At 59.9% G+C, this 19,112-nt stretch carries 16 protein-coding genes; 11 read left to right on the top strand and 5 right to left on the bottom strand.

The genetic code is table 11. The annotated features are described in order from the left end of the window. Window positions 1-5 precede the first annotated feature (5 nt). Window positions 6-635 (top strand): nuclear transport factor 2 family protein, encoded by a 630-nt coding sequence (locus tag J4E00_RS21485; RefSeq protein WP_208177338.1) that lies wholly within the window; start codon window positions 6-8, stop codon window positions 633-635. A 91-nt stretch (window positions 636-726) separates the two neighbouring features. Here the strand turns inward: J4E00_RS21485 and J4E00_RS21490 are convergent, their stop codons facing one another. The 3 genes from J4E00_RS21490 to murB form a co-directional block, all read right to left on the bottom strand. After that, window positions 727-3,105 carry a phospholipase D-like domain-containing protein gene (locus tag J4E00_RS21490; protein ID WP_208177339.1) on the bottom strand — a complete coding sequence of 793 codons (2,379 nt, stop codon included), beginning with the start codon at window positions 3,103-3,105 and terminating at the stop codon, window positions 727-729. 121 nt (window positions 3,106-3,226) lie between these two features. Then, entirely contained in the window at window positions 3,227-4,234 is a 1,008-nt protein-coding gene (locus J4E00_RS21495; protein WP_208177340.1) for a fibronectin type III domain-containing protein, read from the bottom strand. 119 nt (window positions 4,235-4,353) lie between these two features. Continuing rightward, window positions 4,354-5,391 (bottom strand): UDP-N-acetylmuramate dehydrogenase, encoded by a 1,038-nt coding sequence (murB, locus tag J4E00_RS21500; RefSeq protein ID WP_208177341.1) that lies wholly within the window; start codon window positions 5,389-5,391, stop codon window positions 4,354-4,356. A gap of 39 nt (window positions 5,392-5,430) precedes the next feature. On the opposite strand from murB, the gene J4E00_RS21505 reads away from it, so the two are divergent. Further along, the gene (locus J4E00_RS21505) at window positions 5,431-5,976 is read left to right on the top strand and encodes an RNA 2'-phosphotransferase (protein ID WP_208177342.1); all 546 of its coding nucleotides are present in this window, start codon (window positions 5,431-5,433) and stop codon (window positions 5,974-5,976) included. A gap of 95 nt (window positions 5,977-6,071) precedes the next feature. On the opposite strand, the gene J4E00_RS21510 is transcribed toward J4E00_RS21505, so the two are convergent. Both J4E00_RS21510 and J4E00_RS21515 read right to left on the bottom strand, forming a co-directional pair. After that, the gene (locus J4E00_RS21510) at window positions 6,072-7,469 is read right to left on the bottom strand and encodes a sugar MFS transporter (protein WP_208177343.1); all 1,398 of its coding nucleotides are present in this window, start codon (window positions 7,467-7,469) and stop codon (window positions 6,072-6,074) included. Between the two features lie 67 nt (window positions 7,470-7,536). Beyond that, window positions 7,537-8,526 carry a BPSS1187 family protein gene (locus tag J4E00_RS21515; RefSeq protein ID WP_208177344.1) on the bottom strand — a complete coding sequence of 330 codons (990 nt, stop codon included), beginning with the start codon at window positions 8,524-8,526 and terminating at the stop codon, window positions 7,537-7,539. 164 nt (window positions 8,527-8,690) lie between these two features. Between J4E00_RS21515 and J4E00_RS21520 the strand changes: the two genes are divergently transcribed. The 9 genes from J4E00_RS21520 (at window position 8,691) to J4E00_RS21560 (ending at window position 19,037) form a co-directional block, all read left to right on the top strand. Next, window positions 8,691-9,911, top strand: coding sequence for a class I SAM-dependent RNA methyltransferase (locus tag J4E00_RS21520; RefSeq protein ID WP_208177345.1), 1,221 nt, complete (start codon window positions 8,691-8,693; stop codon window positions 9,909-9,911). Window positions 9,912-9,994: 83 nt separating this feature from the next. Then, on the top strand, window positions 9,995-12,730 hold the full coding sequence (gene recQ / locus J4E00_RS21525) for a DNA helicase RecQ (RefSeq protein ID WP_208177346.1): 2,736 nt from the start codon (window positions 9,995-9,997) through the stop codon (window positions 12,728-12,730). A 90-nt stretch (window positions 12,731-12,820) separates the two neighbouring features. Beyond that, window positions 12,821-13,495 carry a DUF2306 domain-containing protein gene (locus J4E00_RS21530; RefSeq protein WP_208177347.1) on the top strand — a complete coding sequence of 225 codons (675 nt, stop codon included), beginning with the start codon at window positions 12,821-12,823 and terminating at the stop codon, window positions 13,493-13,495. Continuing rightward, window positions 13,492-14,388 carry a hypothetical protein gene (locus J4E00_RS21535; RefSeq protein ID WP_208177348.1) on the top strand — a complete coding sequence of 299 codons (897 nt, stop codon included), beginning with the start codon at window positions 13,492-13,494 and terminating at the stop codon, window positions 14,386-14,388. Before J4E00_RS21530 ends, J4E00_RS21535 begins: the two co-directional genes overlap by 4 nt. Before the next feature lie 205 nt (window positions 14,389-14,593). After that, window positions 14,594-15,364 carry a hypothetical protein gene (locus tag J4E00_RS21540; RefSeq protein WP_208177349.1) on the top strand — a complete coding sequence of 257 codons (771 nt, stop codon included), beginning with the start codon at window positions 14,594-14,596 and terminating at the stop codon, window positions 15,362-15,364. A gap of 53 nt (window positions 15,365-15,417) precedes the next feature. Further along, window positions 15,418-16,245, top strand: a complete 828-nt coding sequence (locus J4E00_RS21545) for a hypothetical protein (protein ID WP_208177350.1) — start codon at window positions 15,418-15,420, stop codon at window positions 16,243-16,245. Window positions 16,246-16,266: 21 nt separating this feature from the next. Continuing rightward, window positions 16,267-17,163, top strand: coding sequence for a hypothetical protein (locus tag J4E00_RS21550; RefSeq protein WP_208177351.1), 897 nt, complete (start codon window positions 16,267-16,269; stop codon window positions 17,161-17,163). An 83-nt stretch (window positions 17,164-17,246) separates the two neighbouring features. Beyond that, window positions 17,247-18,152: a hypothetical protein gene (locus J4E00_RS21555; protein ID WP_208177352.1), complete on the top strand. Its 906-nt coding sequence runs from the start codon at window positions 17,247-17,249 to the stop codon at window positions 18,150-18,152. Window positions 18,153-18,230: 78 nt separating this feature from the next. After that, entirely contained in the window at window positions 18,231-19,037 is an 807-nt protein-coding gene (locus J4E00_RS21560) for a hypothetical protein (RefSeq protein ID WP_208177353.1), read from the top strand. Window positions 19,038-19,112: the final 75 nt, after the last annotated feature.

A 19,112-nucleotide genomic window follows, 5' to 3' on the forward strand; every position in this document is an offset into this window, starting at 1 on the left:
CGCATATGAAAAAGGTATTTACCCTCTTCCTATTAGGCCTGCTAATGGCCGCCTCGCCCGCTTGGGCCCAGAGAAAATCGACTAAATCACGCTCGGCAAAGCTGGCTGCCTCCCGGGCCACTCAGGAAAAATCCGAACGCACCCGGCGGGCCGAAGCCGCTGCGAAACTGTCGGCCGCTATGCCCATATCCGATGGTCCTGAGGCCGCCGAGTTAATGCGCATCGAAGAAGCCTGGGCGCAGGCCACCATCCGCAACGATGCCGAAACCATTACCCACCTGCTGGCCGATGAATACGTAGCAGTTAACTCGCAGGGAATGGTGACCAGCAAAGCCGATGTGCTGGCCGCCATTGCCAACGATGAAGTCAAGTGCGACATCAACAAGCCCTTCGAATACATTGTGCGGGTGTACAACAACTCGGGCCTAGTGGTGCACAACACCAGCTTCCGGGGCCGCCTGAACGGCAACATCACCAGCGGTGAGTACCGCACCATGCACATGTATGTGAAGCGCAACGGCAAGTGGCTGGTGGTAGCTAATCAGACCACCTTCGTGGTACCGGAACGCATAACGCTGGTATCGAAAGATGACAACCGTAAGCGCAAGCGGAACAAAGAGGTAGCCGGACAATAACCGCCCGGAGCGTAAGCTACAGCTGGCCAGAAAACAAAAAAGACGGCTCCCATATGGGAGCCGTCTTTTTATTGGCAGTAAGCGGGGTGAATTATTGCACCACCACGCGGCCTACCTGCGTCGACTCGGGCGTGGTTACCTGTACCATGTACAGGCCCGATTTCAGCGAGGTGGCGTTGACGCTTAGGTCGGCGCCGGTCAGGGGCTGGGTTTGGGTCAGGACCACACGGCCGGTCACGTCGCGCAGCACGATGGTGGCCGTGCGGGCGTTAGTGCTGGCCAGGTGCAACTGGAAGCTGCTGCTGGCAGGGTTAGGGTATACCTGCATGGTGCTGGTTTGCACCGTGCCGTTTTGGGTGGCCAGTACGAGGCGGCAAACAGTTACGCCGCTCACGTTCTGCTCGGCAATGCGGGCGGCGTACTCCTGATAGTAGCGGTTGGTGATGCGGGCATCGTGCACTACAAGGGTGTTTTCGTCGTTTTCGGTATCAGCCGAAAGCGTCCAGTTGTGCGAGCCTACGAATACCGTGGGGTCCGATTGGCTGGCGCCAGCGTCCACAATCAGGGTTTTGTGGTGCATGATGCCGAAGCCAGCATTAGTGCGCTTGATGAGCAAGCGGTTGCCCATGCCGGCCTGCATGAGGCGGAACGAGTAGCCGGCTGTGCCGCTGGTGTCGTTCACGAGGCCGTCGGAGCAGGAACTGATGCCGCGCTGGGTAATCTGGGCGGCAATGGCGCGGGCTAGGTCGGCGCGGGTGATGAGCATGGACTCGAAATGCAGGTCGTTATCGGCCGAGGCAATGGCCGTGAGCAGGCGACCGTTCACGTTGTCGGTGGGCGAGAAGTACGACTCCACCGATTTGCCGCCGATGTTCAGGAAGTGAGGCGTATTGTCGGTTTTGCGCGAGCCGAACAGGGTGGTGCCGGGCGTGGCCGTGCTGGAGCCCCACATTTCCTCAAACTCGACGGTATACACGCGGGCCAAAGACTGGTCCTGAACGGCGATGACGTTGTTGCGGTCGGTGGTGAGTTGGGCAGCGGTCCAGTTCATGGAGCCCGTCCACACCCACGGCACATTGGGGTTGGTGCTGTTGGCATCCACAATCACAAATTTGTTGTGCATGATGCTGCTGGTGGTGCTACCAGCCGTGTTGGGACGCGAGATACGGCGAATGCCAGCATTCAGGCTGTTGATGCTCACGTTGGCATTGTCGTCTTCGTAAATCACGCGCACCTGCACGCCGCGGGCAAAAGCGGCATTCACAGCGTTGAGAATAGTCGCATTATTCCAGTTGTAGATGGCAATATCCAGCGTCTGGGTAGCGCGGTTGATGTAGCGCACCAGCGTATCCGGTGCTGCGCCGTTGAGCATGGTCACGGCCGTGTTGCCAGGCAGCGCCAGCGACGCATCGACCGTATTATTAAAGAAGTTCTTGATGACGCCCGACGATAGCGAAGCCGTCACCATGGGCACCACGCGCGACTCCGAGCGGCCCACGCTATTGACTGAAACGGCCTGCACGTAGTAGATGGTGGCCGGCGTAAGGCCCGTGAGCACTTGGGTGTGGGCCGTGGTGTTAGCCGTGTTGCCCGCCACAGTGGTGAAGCCGCTAGTAGGCGACTGCGAGAACGAGAGCTGCGTATTGCCCGTGTTTTGGGTGGTAAAATTGACCGTGAGGCTGGTCGTGGTGATATTCGTCGGAACTGGGTTGGTAATCACGTTGGGCGTGAGGCCCTGAATAAAGTCGCTGTACTTGCGGTTGAGTAGCTGGTAGCCTCCGGTGGTAGAGCTGGCCGAAGTCGAAAACTGGCTGATGATGCCCACGGCGTCGAACGTGCCCGAAGGGCTGGGCTTGTTGGCCAGACCATCCGCCCCAGTCGAGTTGGCAGGCACGTAGGTCAGGTACGTGCAGTTGCCGTTGAGGCGATAAGACGCGCCGGTAGTGAAGGCCGTCACCGGCGTGCCCGGCGTGGAGCAGGCCGTGGGGTTGGTGGTCATCGAGGTCAGGCCGTTGATGCGCACCAATTGACCCTCGTATTGCTCGGCGAAAGCGCTTGCCGCGTTGGCCGCCGTGAACACCACCGGTGCGGGCAATGGCCGGTTGCCGGCCAGCACGGTGAGTGAGGTAATGGGGTCGACTTCGAGTAGGCCGCGGTACATTTTCAGGCCGCCCGTCACCTCAATGCTGTCGCCGGGTACCAGCGGCGATACCAGCGCCCCCGAGGCCCCGCCCGTGCTGTACACACCAATGCCAGCCGTGCCGTCCTGAATGTAGCGGATAATGCTGACCGAGGAGCCCAACTCAGCACCGTTGGTCACGATGCCGCGCACCGTCACCGTGGGACCTTGCGTGTTGTTGGTGGTAGGGGCCATGGCCCGCGCCGCCGCGATGGTAATAGCAGTTTGGGCCGAAGCGGTGTGCCAGGAAGTGGCCGCCGCCAGCAACGCCAGCAGAGTAAATTTCTTCATGAAAAAAACAGGTTTACGAAACGGTTATTTTTTAAAGATTCGGCGGTAGACGGAAATACAAAGATGCTGAATTTCAGTCAAACGAACCCTCGGAAAGTATTAGCCGTTCCGTCGCACCGTGTTAATTTTTTGTGCCGATGCGCCCACGCTTGCCGTTGGCTGTGATGAACGGAACCGGCGTCGCGGTTTCAGTACCCGCCGCATTGCGCGAGCTAACTTCCACATAGTAAGTGGTGCCCGGAATCAGGTCGTCGAGGGTGAGGCTGTGGTGCGTGGTTTGGGTGGGGTCGAGGCGAACTTCTTTCAGTTGCTTCGCATCGAGACCAAAGCGAATGCGGGTGTCGCCGGGGTTGAGGGTGGAGTACACCACTGTGAAGCCCGTGGCGCTCACATTCACCGGCACCGGCTCTTCGGTGAGGCGGGGCAGGCCGCCACCGCGCACGAAGTCGGATGCCAGGCGGGGCAGTAGCTGATAGCCGCCGGTGCCCCCCGGTGAATACTGGCTCATGATGCCGCGCACGTCGAACGGCTCACCAGTGGGTACCACGGTACCCACCAGACCATCGGTACCGGTGCTGGCCATGCCCACACGCACCAGCACGCCCGGCTGGCCATCGAGCAGGTAGTTGGCGTTGCCAGTTAGGGCACCGGCCGGCGTACCCGCTGGGGTGAGCAGCCGCGTGGCACCCGTGATTTCCAGCAGGCGGCCTTCGTTGGCCTCCGCGTACGCCTCTGAGGCTTGGGTGGTGGGCACGCGCACGGCCCGTAGCCGCCGGCCACCGGCCAGCTTGTGAAACGAAACAATGGGGTCCATTTCGAGCAGGCCGTTGTAGCTCTTCAACTGGCCCGTGACCTGAATGCTGTCGCCGGCCTGCAAGGCGCCGTAGCCCGCCAGCTTGGCGGGCTGGGCGTAGAGGGCGAGGCCCGCTTCGGCGTCCTGCACGTAGCGGATATTACCCATTTCAGCCCCATTCAGCACTACGGCCCGTACCGTGACGGTGCTGCCGACGCCCTGTGCCCGGGCCGCTTTCACAGTGAGAACAGGGGGCGCGGCCGCATTGGATAGGGGAGTAGTGCTGGCCGTTGATGCCCCGATAAGCAGAACCGATAAGAATACGTTTGCTAGCATAGTAAATTGAAATATAAGCAGACCAGAGAAAACCGGCTTCTACAAAGTTGCTAACAAATTCGGTATTCTTCTGCTTAGATTCGAGGGATTAGCTACTCTGTGAAGCGAGTGCTATGTAATCACAAAATATTAACTTCCGGGTGTAGCTCGATGCCAAACTGCTGACGTACGGAGGAGATTATTTCCTCGGCCAGCTGGCGGACTTCGCTGCCGGTGGCGCCACCATGGTTCACCAGCACGAGGGCTTGGCGGGCGTGCACGCCGTGGGTGCCGCCGTCGGGGCCGCGTCGCAGGCCCTTCCAGCCGGCGCGCTCGATGAGCCAGCCGGCGGGCACTTTCACGCCGCCGAGCACGGGATACCCGGGCAGCTCGGGGTACTGGCTTTTCAGGTGGTCGAACTTGGCCTGCGATACCTCGGGGTTCTTGAAGAAAGAGCCGGCATTGCCGATTTCGGCAGGGTCGGGCAACTTGCTGCGCCGGATGTGGATGACGGCGCGGCTTACTTCCTGCGGCGTAGGCTCGCCTTCGATGCCCAACTCGGCCAGGGTTTCCGAAATGGCGCCGTAGCGCACATTGGGCTGGGCATGGCGGTGCAGGCGCAGCACCACGGCGGTGACCACAAACTGGTTTTTGAGCACGTTTTTGAACACACTTTCGCGGTAGCCGAAACCGCATTCGCCCGCCGTGAACACGCGTAGCGCGCCGGTGCTTATTTCGACTGCTTCGAGGTGGTCGAAGGTGTCGCGCAGCTCGGCTCCGTAGGCCCCGATGTTCTGGAGCGGGGCCGCGCCCACGGTGCCGGGGATGAGAGAGAGGTTTTCAATGCCACTCAGATGCTGGTCGAGGCTGTATTCGACGAGGCCGTGCCAGCTTTCGCCAGCCCCGGCGCGAAGCAGGGTCGTGTGAGTGTCGTTGTCTTCGGAAATGATTTCGAGGCCACGAATCTCGTTTTTGAGCACTACCCCGTTGAAATCCTGCGTGAACAACAGGTTGGAGCCGCCACCAAGGATAAGCAGCTTTTCGGCCGACTGCACTTGAGGCAGTTTCAGAAGCTGGCGCAGCTCATCGGCCGAGGCGAAACGGGCAAAATAACGGGCCTGCACATCAAGGCCAAAGGTGTTGTAGGGGCGGAGGGGGACGTTTTCTTCGAGGACCATGCCGCAAAGGTACCGGTGCCAAACTGGTATCTTTAGCCAATGAATACCAAGCAAACTACCCGACTCAGCAAATTTCTCAGCCTGCACCTGCGCCACCGGCCGGATGCCATCGGCCTGACTTTGCAGGAAGGCGGCTGGGTGAACGTAGCCGATTTACTGGCCGCCTGCGCGGCGCACCGCACGCCCATCACCCTGGCCGAATTGACCGAAATTGTGGAAAGCTGCGACAAGCAGCGCTTCGCCTTCGATGCCGACGGCACCCGCATTCGGGCCCAGCAGGGGCACAGCGTGGAGGTCGATTTACAGCTGCTGCCCGCCACACCGCCGGCCGAGCTTTACCACGGCACGGCCCCGGCGGCGCTGCCCGCCATCCGCCGCGAGGGCCTGCGCAAAATGAACCGCCACCACGTGCACCTCTCACCCGATGAGGAAACTGCCCGCCGCGTGGGCGCCCGGCGCGGCCAGCCCATCATCCTAACCGTGGACGCCGCCGCAATGCACGCAGCCAGCGTGGTGTTCTACGAATCCGGCAACGGCGTGTGGCTGGTAGACGAAGTGCCGCCGCAGTACCTGGGAGGGCTGTAGCACAGGCAATGCGGCAGCCATGATGATGCCGTAAATTCAGACTGTGTAGTGGGGAGTGCTTTCAGAACTAACTCTCATTATTAGCCCCCAAACTGTTACCGCACCCGGTAGCCGCTCACCGCATAAAACAGCAGATATAAGTAGCACAGCGCCGGCACCACAAACGCCACGCGTAGCCCGCCGCCGTGCGTGGCCAGCCAGCCCATGAGTGGCGGAATAAGCGCTCCGCCCACAATGGCCATAATCAAGTAAGATGAGCCTTGTTTGGTGAACGGGCCGAGGCCGGTGATGGCCAGTGGGAAAATGACGGGCCACATAATGGAGTTCATCAGCCCGCAGAGTACGATGAGCCACAGGGCAGTTTCGCCGGTGCTCAGGATGCTCGCGCCCACCAGCGCCGTGCCGGCCGCGCACACCGCCACCAGCAGCACGCGGTTGTGAAATTTTAGCAGCAGCGGAATGCCCACTACCCGGCCGATGAGCGAGCCGAACCAATACGACGACACCAGCACCGCGCCCACTGCCTTGGTGAAGCCGGCCGTGGTATCAATGGCCGAAGGCTCCTTGCCGAACAGTACCAGCGCGTAGTTGGTGGCCACGTTTAGCCCCTGCACCAAGCTTTGGGTGAAGGCCGATAACTGACGAATCCCTTGGCTCTCGCCGTAGCGAATCAGAAACGAGCCCAGCCCGACTTCGACGCCCACGTACACAAAAATGGCCGCGATGCCCAGTACGAGGTGCGGAAATGCCAGCGCCGACGTGCGGCCCGCTGCCATGGGCCGTGCCTCTTCAGCGGCTTCTTCGGGTATGCCTTCAATATCGGGCAGTTTCACGAGGAAGAAAAACAGGGCCGCCAGCAGTACCAGAAATACCGCCAGCCCAACGTAAGGCCCTTTCACGAGTTGCGATTCTTCAGCCAAACGCTCGTTCAAGGGTAGTGCCGCCAGCCGCGCCTTGAGCGCCACTGAGCCACCAAACAGCACCAGGCCGCCCACCAGCGGCGACAGCGCCCCACCGAAGTTGTTGGCCACGCCCACCACGCTCACCCGCGCCGCTGCGCCCCGCGCCGGCCCCAGAATGCTCACGTAGGGGTTGGCCGCTACTTGCAGCAGCGTGATGCCCGCGCCCAGCGTGGCCAGCGCCGTGAGGAACAGCGCAAATGCCCGCGAGTCGGCGGCCGGAATGAACAGCAGCGCCCCCACGGCCATTACCAGCAAACCCACCACAATGCCGCGCTGATAGCCCAGTTTTTTCAGGACCCAGCCGGCGGGCAGCGACATCAGGAAGTAAGCCCCGAAGAAGGCCGACTGCACCGCCGAGGACTGCAAATCGGTGAGCTGGCACACGTCCTTTAAATAGGGCATGAGCACATCGTTGAAATTGGTGACGGCCCCGAACAGGAAGAACAGGGTCGTCATCAGCACCATGGGGCCGGCGTAGGAGCGGGCGGGCGCGGCGATGCTGGTAGCGGAAGTGGGTAGGTGAGAAGCCATGCGGCGAAAGTAGGGCCAAAGCTCAACTTAGCCCCAATCGGGTTGACCAGCGGTGTCTTTGGTGATTCTACTTTGCCGTCAGCATATACTGCCACACCAATTGAAAGAGCGGGGTACCATCGGCTTTCTTCGGTGTTTGACCATCGCCTACTTCGCTGGTGTGAGCAACCTGGGAGGTTACCAGCGTGCCGGGGTAGTTGGTGCTCAGGGCATGCGCGTGCTGGTAGGGCGGGGCAGCATTGTCCACGCTTTGAGGATTGCCCAGGTGCAGCGTGTTCAGAATTTTCAGCTGTTGGGTATAGGTGCAGCCCTGCTGGTCTTGCTCGTGCACAAAGGCATAGTACCGGTCCGCTGGCGTTTGAGATGCTGCATACCAGGCAGCGGGCCGGTTGTAGTACCGGCTCCAATCTTTGGGGGAGCTGAACAGAAGAACCCGCGCAACACGATGGCGGCTGGCGAGTAGCGCGGCGTGTCCGCCACCCTGCGACTGGCCTGCCAGGGCCAGCCGTTCCCACGCGGGCTCTTCGGATGCCCCGCCGGCCGGCTGTTTTGGCGTGGTTTGCAGGAATTGGCCCCAGTCCTCGGCCGGGCGGGTAGCGCGCAGGTAAAACAGCAACTTGAGCAAGCGGTTGTCGATGCTATTAGCGCAACTGACCGTTATAAATGTCGAGGTACCACCTTCGATGATTGTGCGCCGAAAGGTGTCAAATGCAGTGGAGTCGGGCGAATTCCGGCAGATGCTTGCCGAGACCTCGTCTGGATACATGAGGCAGATGACGTGATAGCCAAGATTGGCTGCGGTGGTGCAAAAAAGACTGGTGCCACGCGTTTTTCCAGAGGTACCGGGTAGAAAAATCAGCAGCTCGTGACGGGAAGCCACAGCCGGATTGCGGTAAAGCGTGTGCTCGCTGTCAAAGGCATCGATGGAAGGGTCGGTGGCGCTGGGCACCACGGCGGTGCGCAGCGTTTGGGCGCCCAGCGGGAGCCGGACGGTTAGCAATACCACTAGGCTGGCCAGTAGCCGCCGATGAAGGCAGCGTGCAAGAAATAGATGCATGATTTGGGGAAATAGGGGTGATAATGGCTGCTAAAGCCAGCCCTTGGCGGTTGGTAGAATACCTGGGAGGGCTGGGGTTTAATGCTGGCTGTTGAGCGTTGTCGGGTGCCGGCTCTGGCAGGTACTTTCCGAACCCGGCGCTTTTGCCCGACCTTTGCCTTACTATGCACCTCACCGCCACCACCCAGTTTGGCCTGGAAGAACTGCTCGCCGACGAGCTCTATGCCCTTGGGGCCGACATCACCCACGTAGGCTCGCGCGCCGTCGAATTCATCGGCGACCACCGCCTGCTCTACGAGGTGGCGCTCTGGAGCCGGCTTTCCATGCGTCTGCTGCGGCCTTTCGCGGCCTTTTATGCCGCCGATGAAAAGGCGCTGTACCGCGAAGTGAGTCGCATCGACTGGCAGGATTTCATCGGGCCGGGCCAGACGTTTGCCATCACGCCCGTGGTGAACCGCTCCACCTTTGAGCACTCGCTCTTCGTAGCCCAGCTCACCAAAGACGCCATCGTAGACCAGTTTCGAAACCGCACCGGCGAGCGGCCCAGCATCGACACGCGCCAGCCCGACATCCGCCTGCACCTGCGCATGACGGAAAACGAAGTCATCCTGAGCCTCGACGCGGCCGGCGACTCGCTGCATCGCCGCGGCTACCGCCAGCACACCAACGAAGCGCCCCTGAACGAGGTGCTGGCCGCCGGGCTGGTTTTGCTCTCCGGTTGGGATGGCAAAAAGCCCCTCATCGACCCCATGTGCGGCTCGGCCACCATCCTCACCGAGGCTGGCCTTATCAGCCAGCGCATCGCACCAGGCTTGTTTCATCAGGGCAAGTTCGGCTTCGAAAACTGGTACGACTTTGACCCCCAGCTTTGGGAGCAGGTGCGCGAGGAAGCCAAAGCCCAGCGCCTTGAAGAGCCGCAAGCCTACCTCGCCGGCTCCGACCTCGACCCCAAAGTCATTGACATGGCCGCCGCCAACATCACCGCGGCCGGCCTCGAAGACTGCGTGCGTCTCTCGGTGCGCGACGTGAAGGACGCCACCGCGCCCGCCAAGGAGGAGCCCGGCATCGTACTCACCAACCCACCCTACGGCGAGCGGATAGGGGAGGAGGCCCAGATGGCTGCTCTATACAAGACGATAGGGGACGCGCTGAAAACGAATTTCCAGGGCTACGAGGCTTTTGTATTCACTGGCAATCTGGAAGCGGCCAAAAGCATCGGGCTAAAGCCGGCGCGGCGCATCCCACTGTTTAACGGGCCGATTGACTGCCGGCTGCTGAAGTATGAGCTGTACCGGGGGAGCCGGCGGGCGCCGTCACCTCACCCCCCGGCCCCCTCTCCCGCGGAGAGGGGGAGCCACGACGGCGCGGACGCTGGCGGTAGCTAGAAATAAGGTCGTCAGGTTCCCCTCTCCGCGGGAGAGGGGGCCGGGGGTGGGGTGAGCCAGTCGCGCCGCCCTATCTTACCCACATGGAAACCCCAGCCGGCCCCGAAGACGTTGCCAACTTCGTATTCACCACCGAAGTGCGCCCGTGGCGCAAGCACCTCAAAGATTTTGCTCGCCAAAACCGCCGCCGACCCACCGATGCGGAGGACTTGCTTTGGCAGGCCCTGCGTAATTCCAAGCTTGGAGTAAGGTTCCGCCGCCAGCATGCCATTCAAGGCTATATCGTTGATTTTATCTGCGTCAAAGTATGTTTCACTATCGAGCTAGACGGTGAAATCCACCTTACTACAGAGCAGGCTGAATACGATACCGGCCGTACCTTCACACTAACGGAATTAGGATACCGCGAACTGCGTTTCACCAACCAGCAAGTGCTAACCAGCTTAGACGAGGTCTTAGCCATAATAACCGAGAATCTACAAAACATACAGCTCCCCAACGAGTCGTCTGGCTCCCCCTCTCCGCAGGAGAGGGGGCCGGGGGGTGAGGTTACCCAGAACGATATGCCCGAACTAGCCACCGCCCCGCCCATCATGCAAGCCGCCCAACAGGCCCTGAAACGGTACTACGGCTACGACAATTTCCGCCCCATGCAGGGCGACATCATCCAGAACATCCTGGGGGGGAAAGACACCGTGGTGCTCATGCCCACCGGCGGCGGCAAGTCGGTCTGCTTCCAGATTCCAGCCGTCGTTTCCCAAGGCACCTGCGTAGTCGTCTCGCCCCTCATTGCCCTAATGAAGGACCAAGTGGAAGCGCTGAAAGGCAACGGTATTGCCGCGGCCTACATCAACAGCAGCGTGGGCCAGTCGGAATCCAATGACATTGCCCGGGCGGCCGTGAGTGGACACCTGAAGTTGCTTTACGTGTCGCCGGAGAAACTGCTTTCCGATGGCTTTTTGCAGTTTTTGAATCGGGTAAACATCAGCCTTTTTGCTATTGATGAGGCGCACTGTATTTCAAGCTGGGGCCACGATTTCCGGCCCGAGTACACCCAGTTGGGCCAGCTGCGAAACCACTTCCCCAACACGCCCATCATCGCCCTCACGGCTACGGCCGACCGCCTTACCAAGCGCGACATCATCACCCAGCTCAACATGCGTGAGCCACGGGTGTTCCTCTCCAGCTTCGACCGGCCCAATATCAACCTGATGGTGCGCCCCGGCCAGGACCGGGTGGGCTCCGTCATCGACTACATCGGCCGGCACCCGCAAGACCCAGGCATCATCTACTGCCTCTCACGCAAAACCTGCGAAACCATCTCCCAGAAGCTCATTGCCAAGGGCATCAAGGCCGGGCACTACCACGCCGGCATGACGCCCCTGCAGCGCGGCAAGGTGCAGGAAGCCTTTTTGCAGGACGATTTACAGGTCATTGTGGCCACCATCGCCTTCGGCATGGGCATTGACAAGAGCAACGTGCGCTGGGTGATGCACTACAACCTGCCCAAAAACATTGAGGGCTACTACCAGGAAATCGGCCGGGCCGGCCGCGACGGCGCGCCCAGCACCGCCATCCTGTTCTACAGCTTCGCCGACGTGATGCAGATGCGCGAGATGGTGACCAAGGACGTGCCCGCGCGCCAGGCTCAGCTCAACACTGCCAAGCTGGAGCGCATGCAGCAGTTTGCCGAAGCCGCCAGCTGCCGCCGCAAAATCCTGCTCAACTACTTCTCCGAAACCCTGGGCGAGGACTGTGGCAACTGCGACATCTGCCGCAACCCGCCCACTACGTTCGACGGCACGCTGATTGCCCAAAAAGCCCTCTCGGCCGTATTCCGTAGCCGTGAAAAAGTGGCTATCAACCTGCTGATTGATATCCTACGCGGCATGCGCAACCAGGCCGTGCTGCAAGGCGGCTACGACCAGATTAAAACCTACGGCGCGGGCCGCGACCTGCCCTACCTCGACTGGTACAGCTACATCCACCAGATGCTGAACGACGGCCTGTTCTACATTGCCTATGAGGAAGGCTACGCCCTGAAAATCACCGAGCGTGGCCACCAGGTGCTCAAGGGCGAGCTCACGCTGCCACTCCGCAAATTCCAGCCCAGCGAGAAGGCCGAAAAGCCCACCCGTGCCAGCAAGAAAGCCGCCAACGCCGCTTCCACAGCCGCCATGGGCACCCCCGAAGCGCAGCTGTTCGACAAGCTGCGCCGGCTCCGCAAAGCCATTGCCGACGAGCAGGGCGTGCCGCCCTATGTGGTGTTTTCCGATGCCACGCTGCAGGAAATGGCGGCCGAGCGCCCCGTCAACCGCGTGGGCATGCTGGGTATTTCGGGTGTGGGCATGAAGAAGTTCGAAACCTACGGCGAGGTCTTCATTAAGCTCATTCTGGAGCACGGCGGGGGCGGCCAGTACGTGCCCTCCGATTCGGACAGCATGTTCAACGAGCCCAACCGCCCGCGCCTGGCCCCAACGGCCACTGCTGCCGCCGTGGCCGACAAGCCCGTGAGCGACTCCGAAGACGCCACCATCCAGTTTCACCAGATGGGCCTCACGCCGGAAGATATTTCCGAGCGCCGCGGCCTGGCCCTGAGCACCGTGAAAACGCACCTCTATAACGCCTACGCCAAGGGCCGCGAGCTGCGCATCCACGACTTTGTGAGCGACTCGGAGCTGGCCGAAATCCTCACCGCTCGTGCCCAACTGGGCGGCGACGTCACGCTGCGCGACCTGTTCGACCACCTGCGTGAGAAGTACGACTATTTCCAGCTGCGCATGGCCGCGCTGTACCACAAGCGTTTGCGTGGACAATAGACCAATATTGTTAAGCCAATATTTAAGCAGGCCCGCCGTTACTACGGTGGGCCTTTTATTTGCAAGTTGCTGCCCAAACACGCTGCTTTCATGCTCCGGAAAATAACCCTCTTTATTGCCGCCGCTTTCATCGCCGCCTTTGCGGGCCTGATGCTCACCAAAACGTTACCCTACTACACCTTCGAAAAGGGCATCCATTTCCTCACCACCAAGAGCGACGAAACCAACGACAACCCGGTTTTCCGGCTGGGTTTCTATGTTCACATTACCACTAGTCTGGTGGTGTTGGTGCTGGGGCTGCTGCAGTTTCTGCCGGTGCTGGCGCGGCGCGGGCCGGGGCTGCACCGGCAGCTCGGCAAAGGCTATGTGATTGGGATATTGGCGCTGGCGGCGCCGTCGGGCCTCATTCTGGCGCGCTTTGCCAACGGCGGACTGGCGGCGCAGGTCGGCTTCACGCTGCAATGCTTGGTGTGGTGGCTCTGCACGTGGAAGGCTTACCAAGCCGCCCGCCAGCGCCAGTGGCCCTTGCACGTGGATTGGATGCTGCGGTCCTTCGCCGTGACGCTGGCCGCGCTGGCCCTGCGCGGCGAGAGCTACGTGATGTACTACGTGTTCGAAACCAAGCCGATTGAGACGTACCTGACGGTGACTTGGCTGTCGTGGGTGGGTAATTTGATACTGGTAGAACTGCTGCTTGAAGGTGGGCTGGGGCGGTATTTCCTGCGGGAGTTTATGCCGGAGCTTCGAAGTAAATTGGCGGCATGAAAGAAGCGTTCTACCCGTTCGTATTGGCTGGCCTACTAGCGGCCTGCCAGCAGCAGAAGCCTGCTACCACAGCAGCCGCTGCTGCTACGCCAGTGGCCTCGGCAGATTCCGTCCAGCAGCATGTACCAAAGATGCCGCCGCTCCCGTCCTTGTTCACGGCTGCCGATACCCTTACGCCGCCCATGCGAGAACTATTGCGAACGCATGACTTCTCCGCTCTCTGGCAAAATAACGACGGGCAGGATAGAACCAAGCCAGTTTTCGAGGGCTTTTTTGGCCCCGACCACTACCATTTCGCCATGGCATTTACGCAAGTGACGCGTGACCCTGGCGACCCTGCTGTGTACCGCGTGCTGGGCAAGTGCCGCTACCGGCAAAACATCCGGCCGTTTAGCGGTACCCTAACCGTGCGCCGGATTGCCGACCTGTCGTATCCCGGCTTCTTGCAGGCCAAGTCCATCCTGGAAGGCCGGGCGGCAGATTCTCTGAGCGGCCACACCTACACGGCCCGTGCCCAATTGCAGCTGCGGGAAGCGCAAAAGGAGAACAGCGGAATTTTTGAGGGCGAGGTTTTACTCGATTTTTACACGGTGCCTTCCCAAAAGCCAAACTATGTGACGGTGTTCGACCACGAAGGCATTGACGAACGATTTCCAACCCGGGGCTGCGGCCTGCTGCTCAGAGGCAAGCGCCGCAATGTTTCGACGGGCCAGGTGAAGTCGTTCACCGTAGCGCCTTGGGTATCCGCTGTTGCGCCCGACGTGTTCAAAGACTTTATGCTGGACGAGCGCATGGGCGAGATTAATCCCAAATACGCCAAGCTGGGGTGGAATGAGTATTGGAACAACGACGAGTGGTGGGCCGATTCGCCCGCGCCCAAACTCAATTTGTAAAGCCATTTGGCGTACTGGTTCAACCAGCGCTTCGCTCTCATCGGAGGGTAATCTGATATTAACGGAACCGCTGTTTGGTATCGGATTGGGGCGATATTTTCTGTAGGAGCTTATGCCCGAGCTGCGCAGTAAATTGGCGGCCTAAACGCTCCCTGAATTCGTCCAGATGAAAAGAGTAGCATGGTACACCTGTACGGTTTTGATTGTGCTACTGGCCACCATCCTGTACGGCTTCGGCCGTCGGCAGGCAAAGGCGCTCAAGGAGCGTAAGCAACAGCTTGCCCAGGACGAGATGACGCTGCCGAGCCAAAGCCAACGGCTTATGCAACTGGCTGATACTTTGAGCCGCGTGCAGCGTGACACGCTATTCCGGCACCACAACTTGTCGGACTTGTTTCAAACCTACGGGCAAAATGGTTTTTTCGGGCCGCACGAACAGCGGCTGGAAGTCGTGTTTACCCAAGTGAGCCAGGACGGCGTCGTGCCCGGTACTTATCATTTGGCCGGCCTAATGCGGGTAGCGGGCGTGATTTCATCCCTAAGCGGAACCATTGAGCTACGCCAGGTCCGCAATTTTTTCGAAAGTGCCGACGGTATTTATATTGCTACCGGCCTGTTTCATTTTCAGCAACATACTTCTTCTACCAAACAACTTGCCCACTTGGATGGACTCGTGGCGATTGATTTCGCGGTAAAGCACGACAAATCCTCCTTGTTCGCGGTAGAAGGCGCTATCCGGTCCCGCTCCCGGCATTTTGCTTTCGAAGGAAAATGGACCGATGCCCGCACCAGTAAAAGGCAGCGGGTATTGTGGGCCGATGAATTTGCACCGGTTGCTAATGCGGTACTCGGAGATTTTGATATTGGGGGCCGTATGGCAACGGTAAATCCAAAGTATCGGAAGTATGGCTGGACCGAATATTTCCAGAACGACGAGTGGTGGGGCAAACCACTCAAACCCAGGCTCAGCCTATAACAACCACCAATTACTGGTCACACGAATCAAGCCACTTTGCTCTTCTTTGCACTATGAAACAACCTCTCTGCGGCTTCGTAATGGCAATGGCTTTGGCTCTGTCCATCACCGCCTGCCAACCTCAAACCGACGCTACTGCCGCAAAAGCTGCTCCAGCCTTGGTGACGAAGCCGAGCGTGACAGTTCAACCAGCATCGGCATCATCAGCACTTCTGCCGCAAGTCGATTTGTCGTATGCCTGGAGCAACGCTACGGCCGAAGCCAAGGGCAATCCCACGATGGAAGGGTTTTATGGCCCCGACCATTACCGCATTTCCTTCTACTTCTCGAAGGTGCACCGTGACTCGTTGCATCCCGAGCAGTACCACATCTGGGGCATCAACCGCTACAAAAAGGTAATTACTCCCTTCGAAGGCACGTGCACCGTCACGCGTATTGCGGCCCTGCCCGACACCGCGGAAATGGAAAATAGCAGCAAGCTCCGCGCTTACACCGCCTTTGCCGAGTTCACGCTCCGCGAAGACCCCAAAACCAAAGGTGCCGGGGTGTATTCGGGCAAAGCGATGCTCGACTTTTGCGTGAATGCCCGCAATCAAGCCCGGCAGGCCACCTTCAACGGCATCGACCTTGGTTTCGACAATCCCACCAAGGGCAGCGGCCTGCTGTTTCAGGGCGTGTGGCGAAACAACGCCACGGGCCAACAAAAACCGGCTTCCTGGTCCAGCAATTTCCTCGTGATAGTGCCCCAGGCCCTGGAGAAAATCGGGCTGGGGTCGCGCGGTGATACCGTTTACCCCGAACTGGCCAAATACGGTTGGAATGAATGGTACGAAAACGACGAATGGTGGGCCACCTCGTCCAAGCCCAATCTCAGCCTATAAACAGTAGTAAACGCCTTTCCCATGAACCAGTCATTTCGTGCATTTGTCCTTGCCGGCGCCGGGTTGCTGCTAGCCGCCTCCTGCCAGCCCCAAACCAAGTCAGGTTCGGCAGCGAGCACCAAGCCAGCGGCGGCCATCCCCGAAATGCCCACGGCGGCACCGGCCATGGACGGGGGGCGCCCTTCTGTTTCCTTGGCGGCCACCAAAGCGACAGCATCAGTGGCCGACGCCCCGGCCTTTCTGGTGGCTAATAACCTGGCTCCTTTGTGGCAGGCCAATTTTGGTCAGCAGGAAAACAACCACTCCCGGCCCACCATTCTCGACGGTTTCTATGGCCCCGAGCACCGCCACATTTCCGTTATTGTCGAGCAGGTACGGCAGGACGCCGCGCATCCAAATGTATTTCAGGTGCAGGGCCGGACGCGCTATAAAAAGAACATCACCCCCTTCGATGGCACCATTACGGTGGACGCCGTGAAACCGCTGAAGGTTTATTTAGACCTTGACTCCGTCGAAGAGGCTCATGCCCACGCCTACACCGCTACTGCACACTTCGTGCTGCGCGAAAATCCGGCCGCCGATGGTGCCGGCACTTACCGGGGTACTGCCGCAATGGATTTTTACCAGTTGGGGTCGGGCAAGCTAGACCTCGTTCAGACCTTACCCGATAACAGCTTGCCCACCGGCGGCGGCGGCCTGCTGTTCCGGGGGCAATGGCAGAGCCTGCGCTCGGGACTCCGGAAGGACGTTGCCTTCGCAACCTACGCCCAGGCCGTGGTGCCCGATGCGATGTCCGATTTGTACATCGGCGACCGGGGCGACTCCCTTAATCCCAAATACGCCCGCCTGGACTGGAGTGAAGCCTGGGAAAATGACGAGTGGTGGGCCAAACCCGCGAAACCCGCACTCAGCCTTTGAGATGCAGTTTGCGCAAGCAGAGCGAGTACCCGAAAGTTTTCGAGGTACTCGTTCTGCTTGCCATCACATCGGCCTCAACCTGAATGAAAACCCTCTTCCGGACACTCGCACTGGCTGTGGCCGGTACCGCCTGCCAGCACCAGGACCCGCCCACGCAAGCCGCCGCCCAACCCGTAGCCCAGGCACTGGTTAGCGCGGTTTCCACCACTCCCGATGGGAAGCTCACTCCTGCAATCCGGGAGCTGCTGCAACGCTGCGACTTTTCGCCGCTGTTGCAAACGGTGGGCAACGGAACGGCTCGGCACTATTCCCATGTCCAAAACGGATTCTTCGGCTCCAGTCACTACCGCATTGAGATGGTGCTGACCGAGGTCCGCCGCGACTCCGTCCACCCCACTGTGTATTACCTGCGTGGAAAAGACCGGTACCAAGGCGTCATCACCCCATTCGCCGGCACCGTCACCCTAACGCACCTGTTCAGCCAGCCACGCTATTCTGCCCGGCAAATAGCCGAGGCGAAAGCAGAATTCGGCGAAGAGCTACGCAACGAAGCCGATATGTACAGCGTCCTCGGTGACTTTGAACTGCGGGAGGATAAAACCCGGCGCGGTAGCGGCACCTTCCGGGGCCGGCTGGCCATTGATTGGTCGTTGGAAAAGGACGGCTCGGTGGAACTGTCAATGCGCAACGGACAGGCTGCGTCACAAGGCGGCGAAATCAAGTACGAAGGCCGGTGGACCAGTGCCGCAACCCACCGCACGCGCCCCGTGGTTTGGGTCGAAGACCTGTTGTCGTATGTCGAGGCGCAGCACGTGCTCGATGAATTTAATATTGGGGACCGGGAGGTAGTTATTAACCCAAGATATGCTCATCTGGGCTGGAATACCTATTGGGAAAACGACGAATGGTGGGCTGACTCGGCAGGCGAAGCACCGCTACCGTCGGGGTTGAATTCAGCCGCGATGTCAGTCCGCACCACACTAAAATAATCCGTACGTTCGTTGATAAATAGTAAGCGGCATCTAGCAATATAGCCGGATGCCGACACGCTACTTTATTCCGGTTGTATGCGGTATTTTCTGTTTCTCACGGTGCCTGCGCTATTGTTTGGCGCGGCCCAACCCCAATATTTGCTCACCCGTCCTGCTACGCCCTCTAGCTTGGCCGTGCCGCTGGCCGCGCCCGGGGCCGTGCTCTCCAACGCCGCCCGCCAGGCATTTCTGGCCCGCACCAACCTGGGCAAGCTCTGGCAGCACCACGCCCAAAGCGGCACCGAAGACGTACTCAACGGCTGTTTCGGCTACGATGGACGCCGCCTCGAATTCGTGTTTACCACGGTGCAGGCCGATGCCAAAAGCCCCGGCCGCTACCTCGTAGCCGGCAAGTTTCGCTGCTACGGCGACGTGACGCCATTTCGCGGCAGCATTGAGCTCCAGCAAGTGCAGCGCCTGACCACCGACTTGGCCGCGCCTACCGAAATCACCGAAGCCAAAGCACCCACCTACTGCGCTACGGGCAGCTTTGCCTTGCAAGCTACCAGCCAGCGGGGGCTGGGTGGGCAGTTCAATGGTCGCCTGGCCCTGGATTTTACCCTCACACCAAGCAACCAGGCGCGGCTGGCCCCTTACACCACCAATCCCGCTACCCGCAACGGCGGCCTGTTGTTCGACGGTCAGTGGCGCGAGAATGCCACTACCGAAACCACCGTGCCCGCTATCTGGAAACAAGGAATCGCCGTGACACAGCAAGTGCTTTCACGCTTCCAAATTGGCGAGCGCGACGTGTTCATCAACCCTCAATATGCCCGCGTGGGCTGGGATAATTTCTGGAAAAACGAAGAATGGTGGGCAGAGAAGCCAGTAGCTCGACGCTAAAGTGGTGGGCAGAAAATTATTAGCTAAGTGAATTAGTATCTTCGCACTTGCGTTGCTAACTTCACCAGCCGAATT

This window comes from Hymenobacter negativus (assembly GCF_017571495.1).
GTDB lineage: Bacteria > Bacteroidota > Bacteroidia > Cytophagales > Hymenobacteraceae > Hymenobacter > Hymenobacter negativus.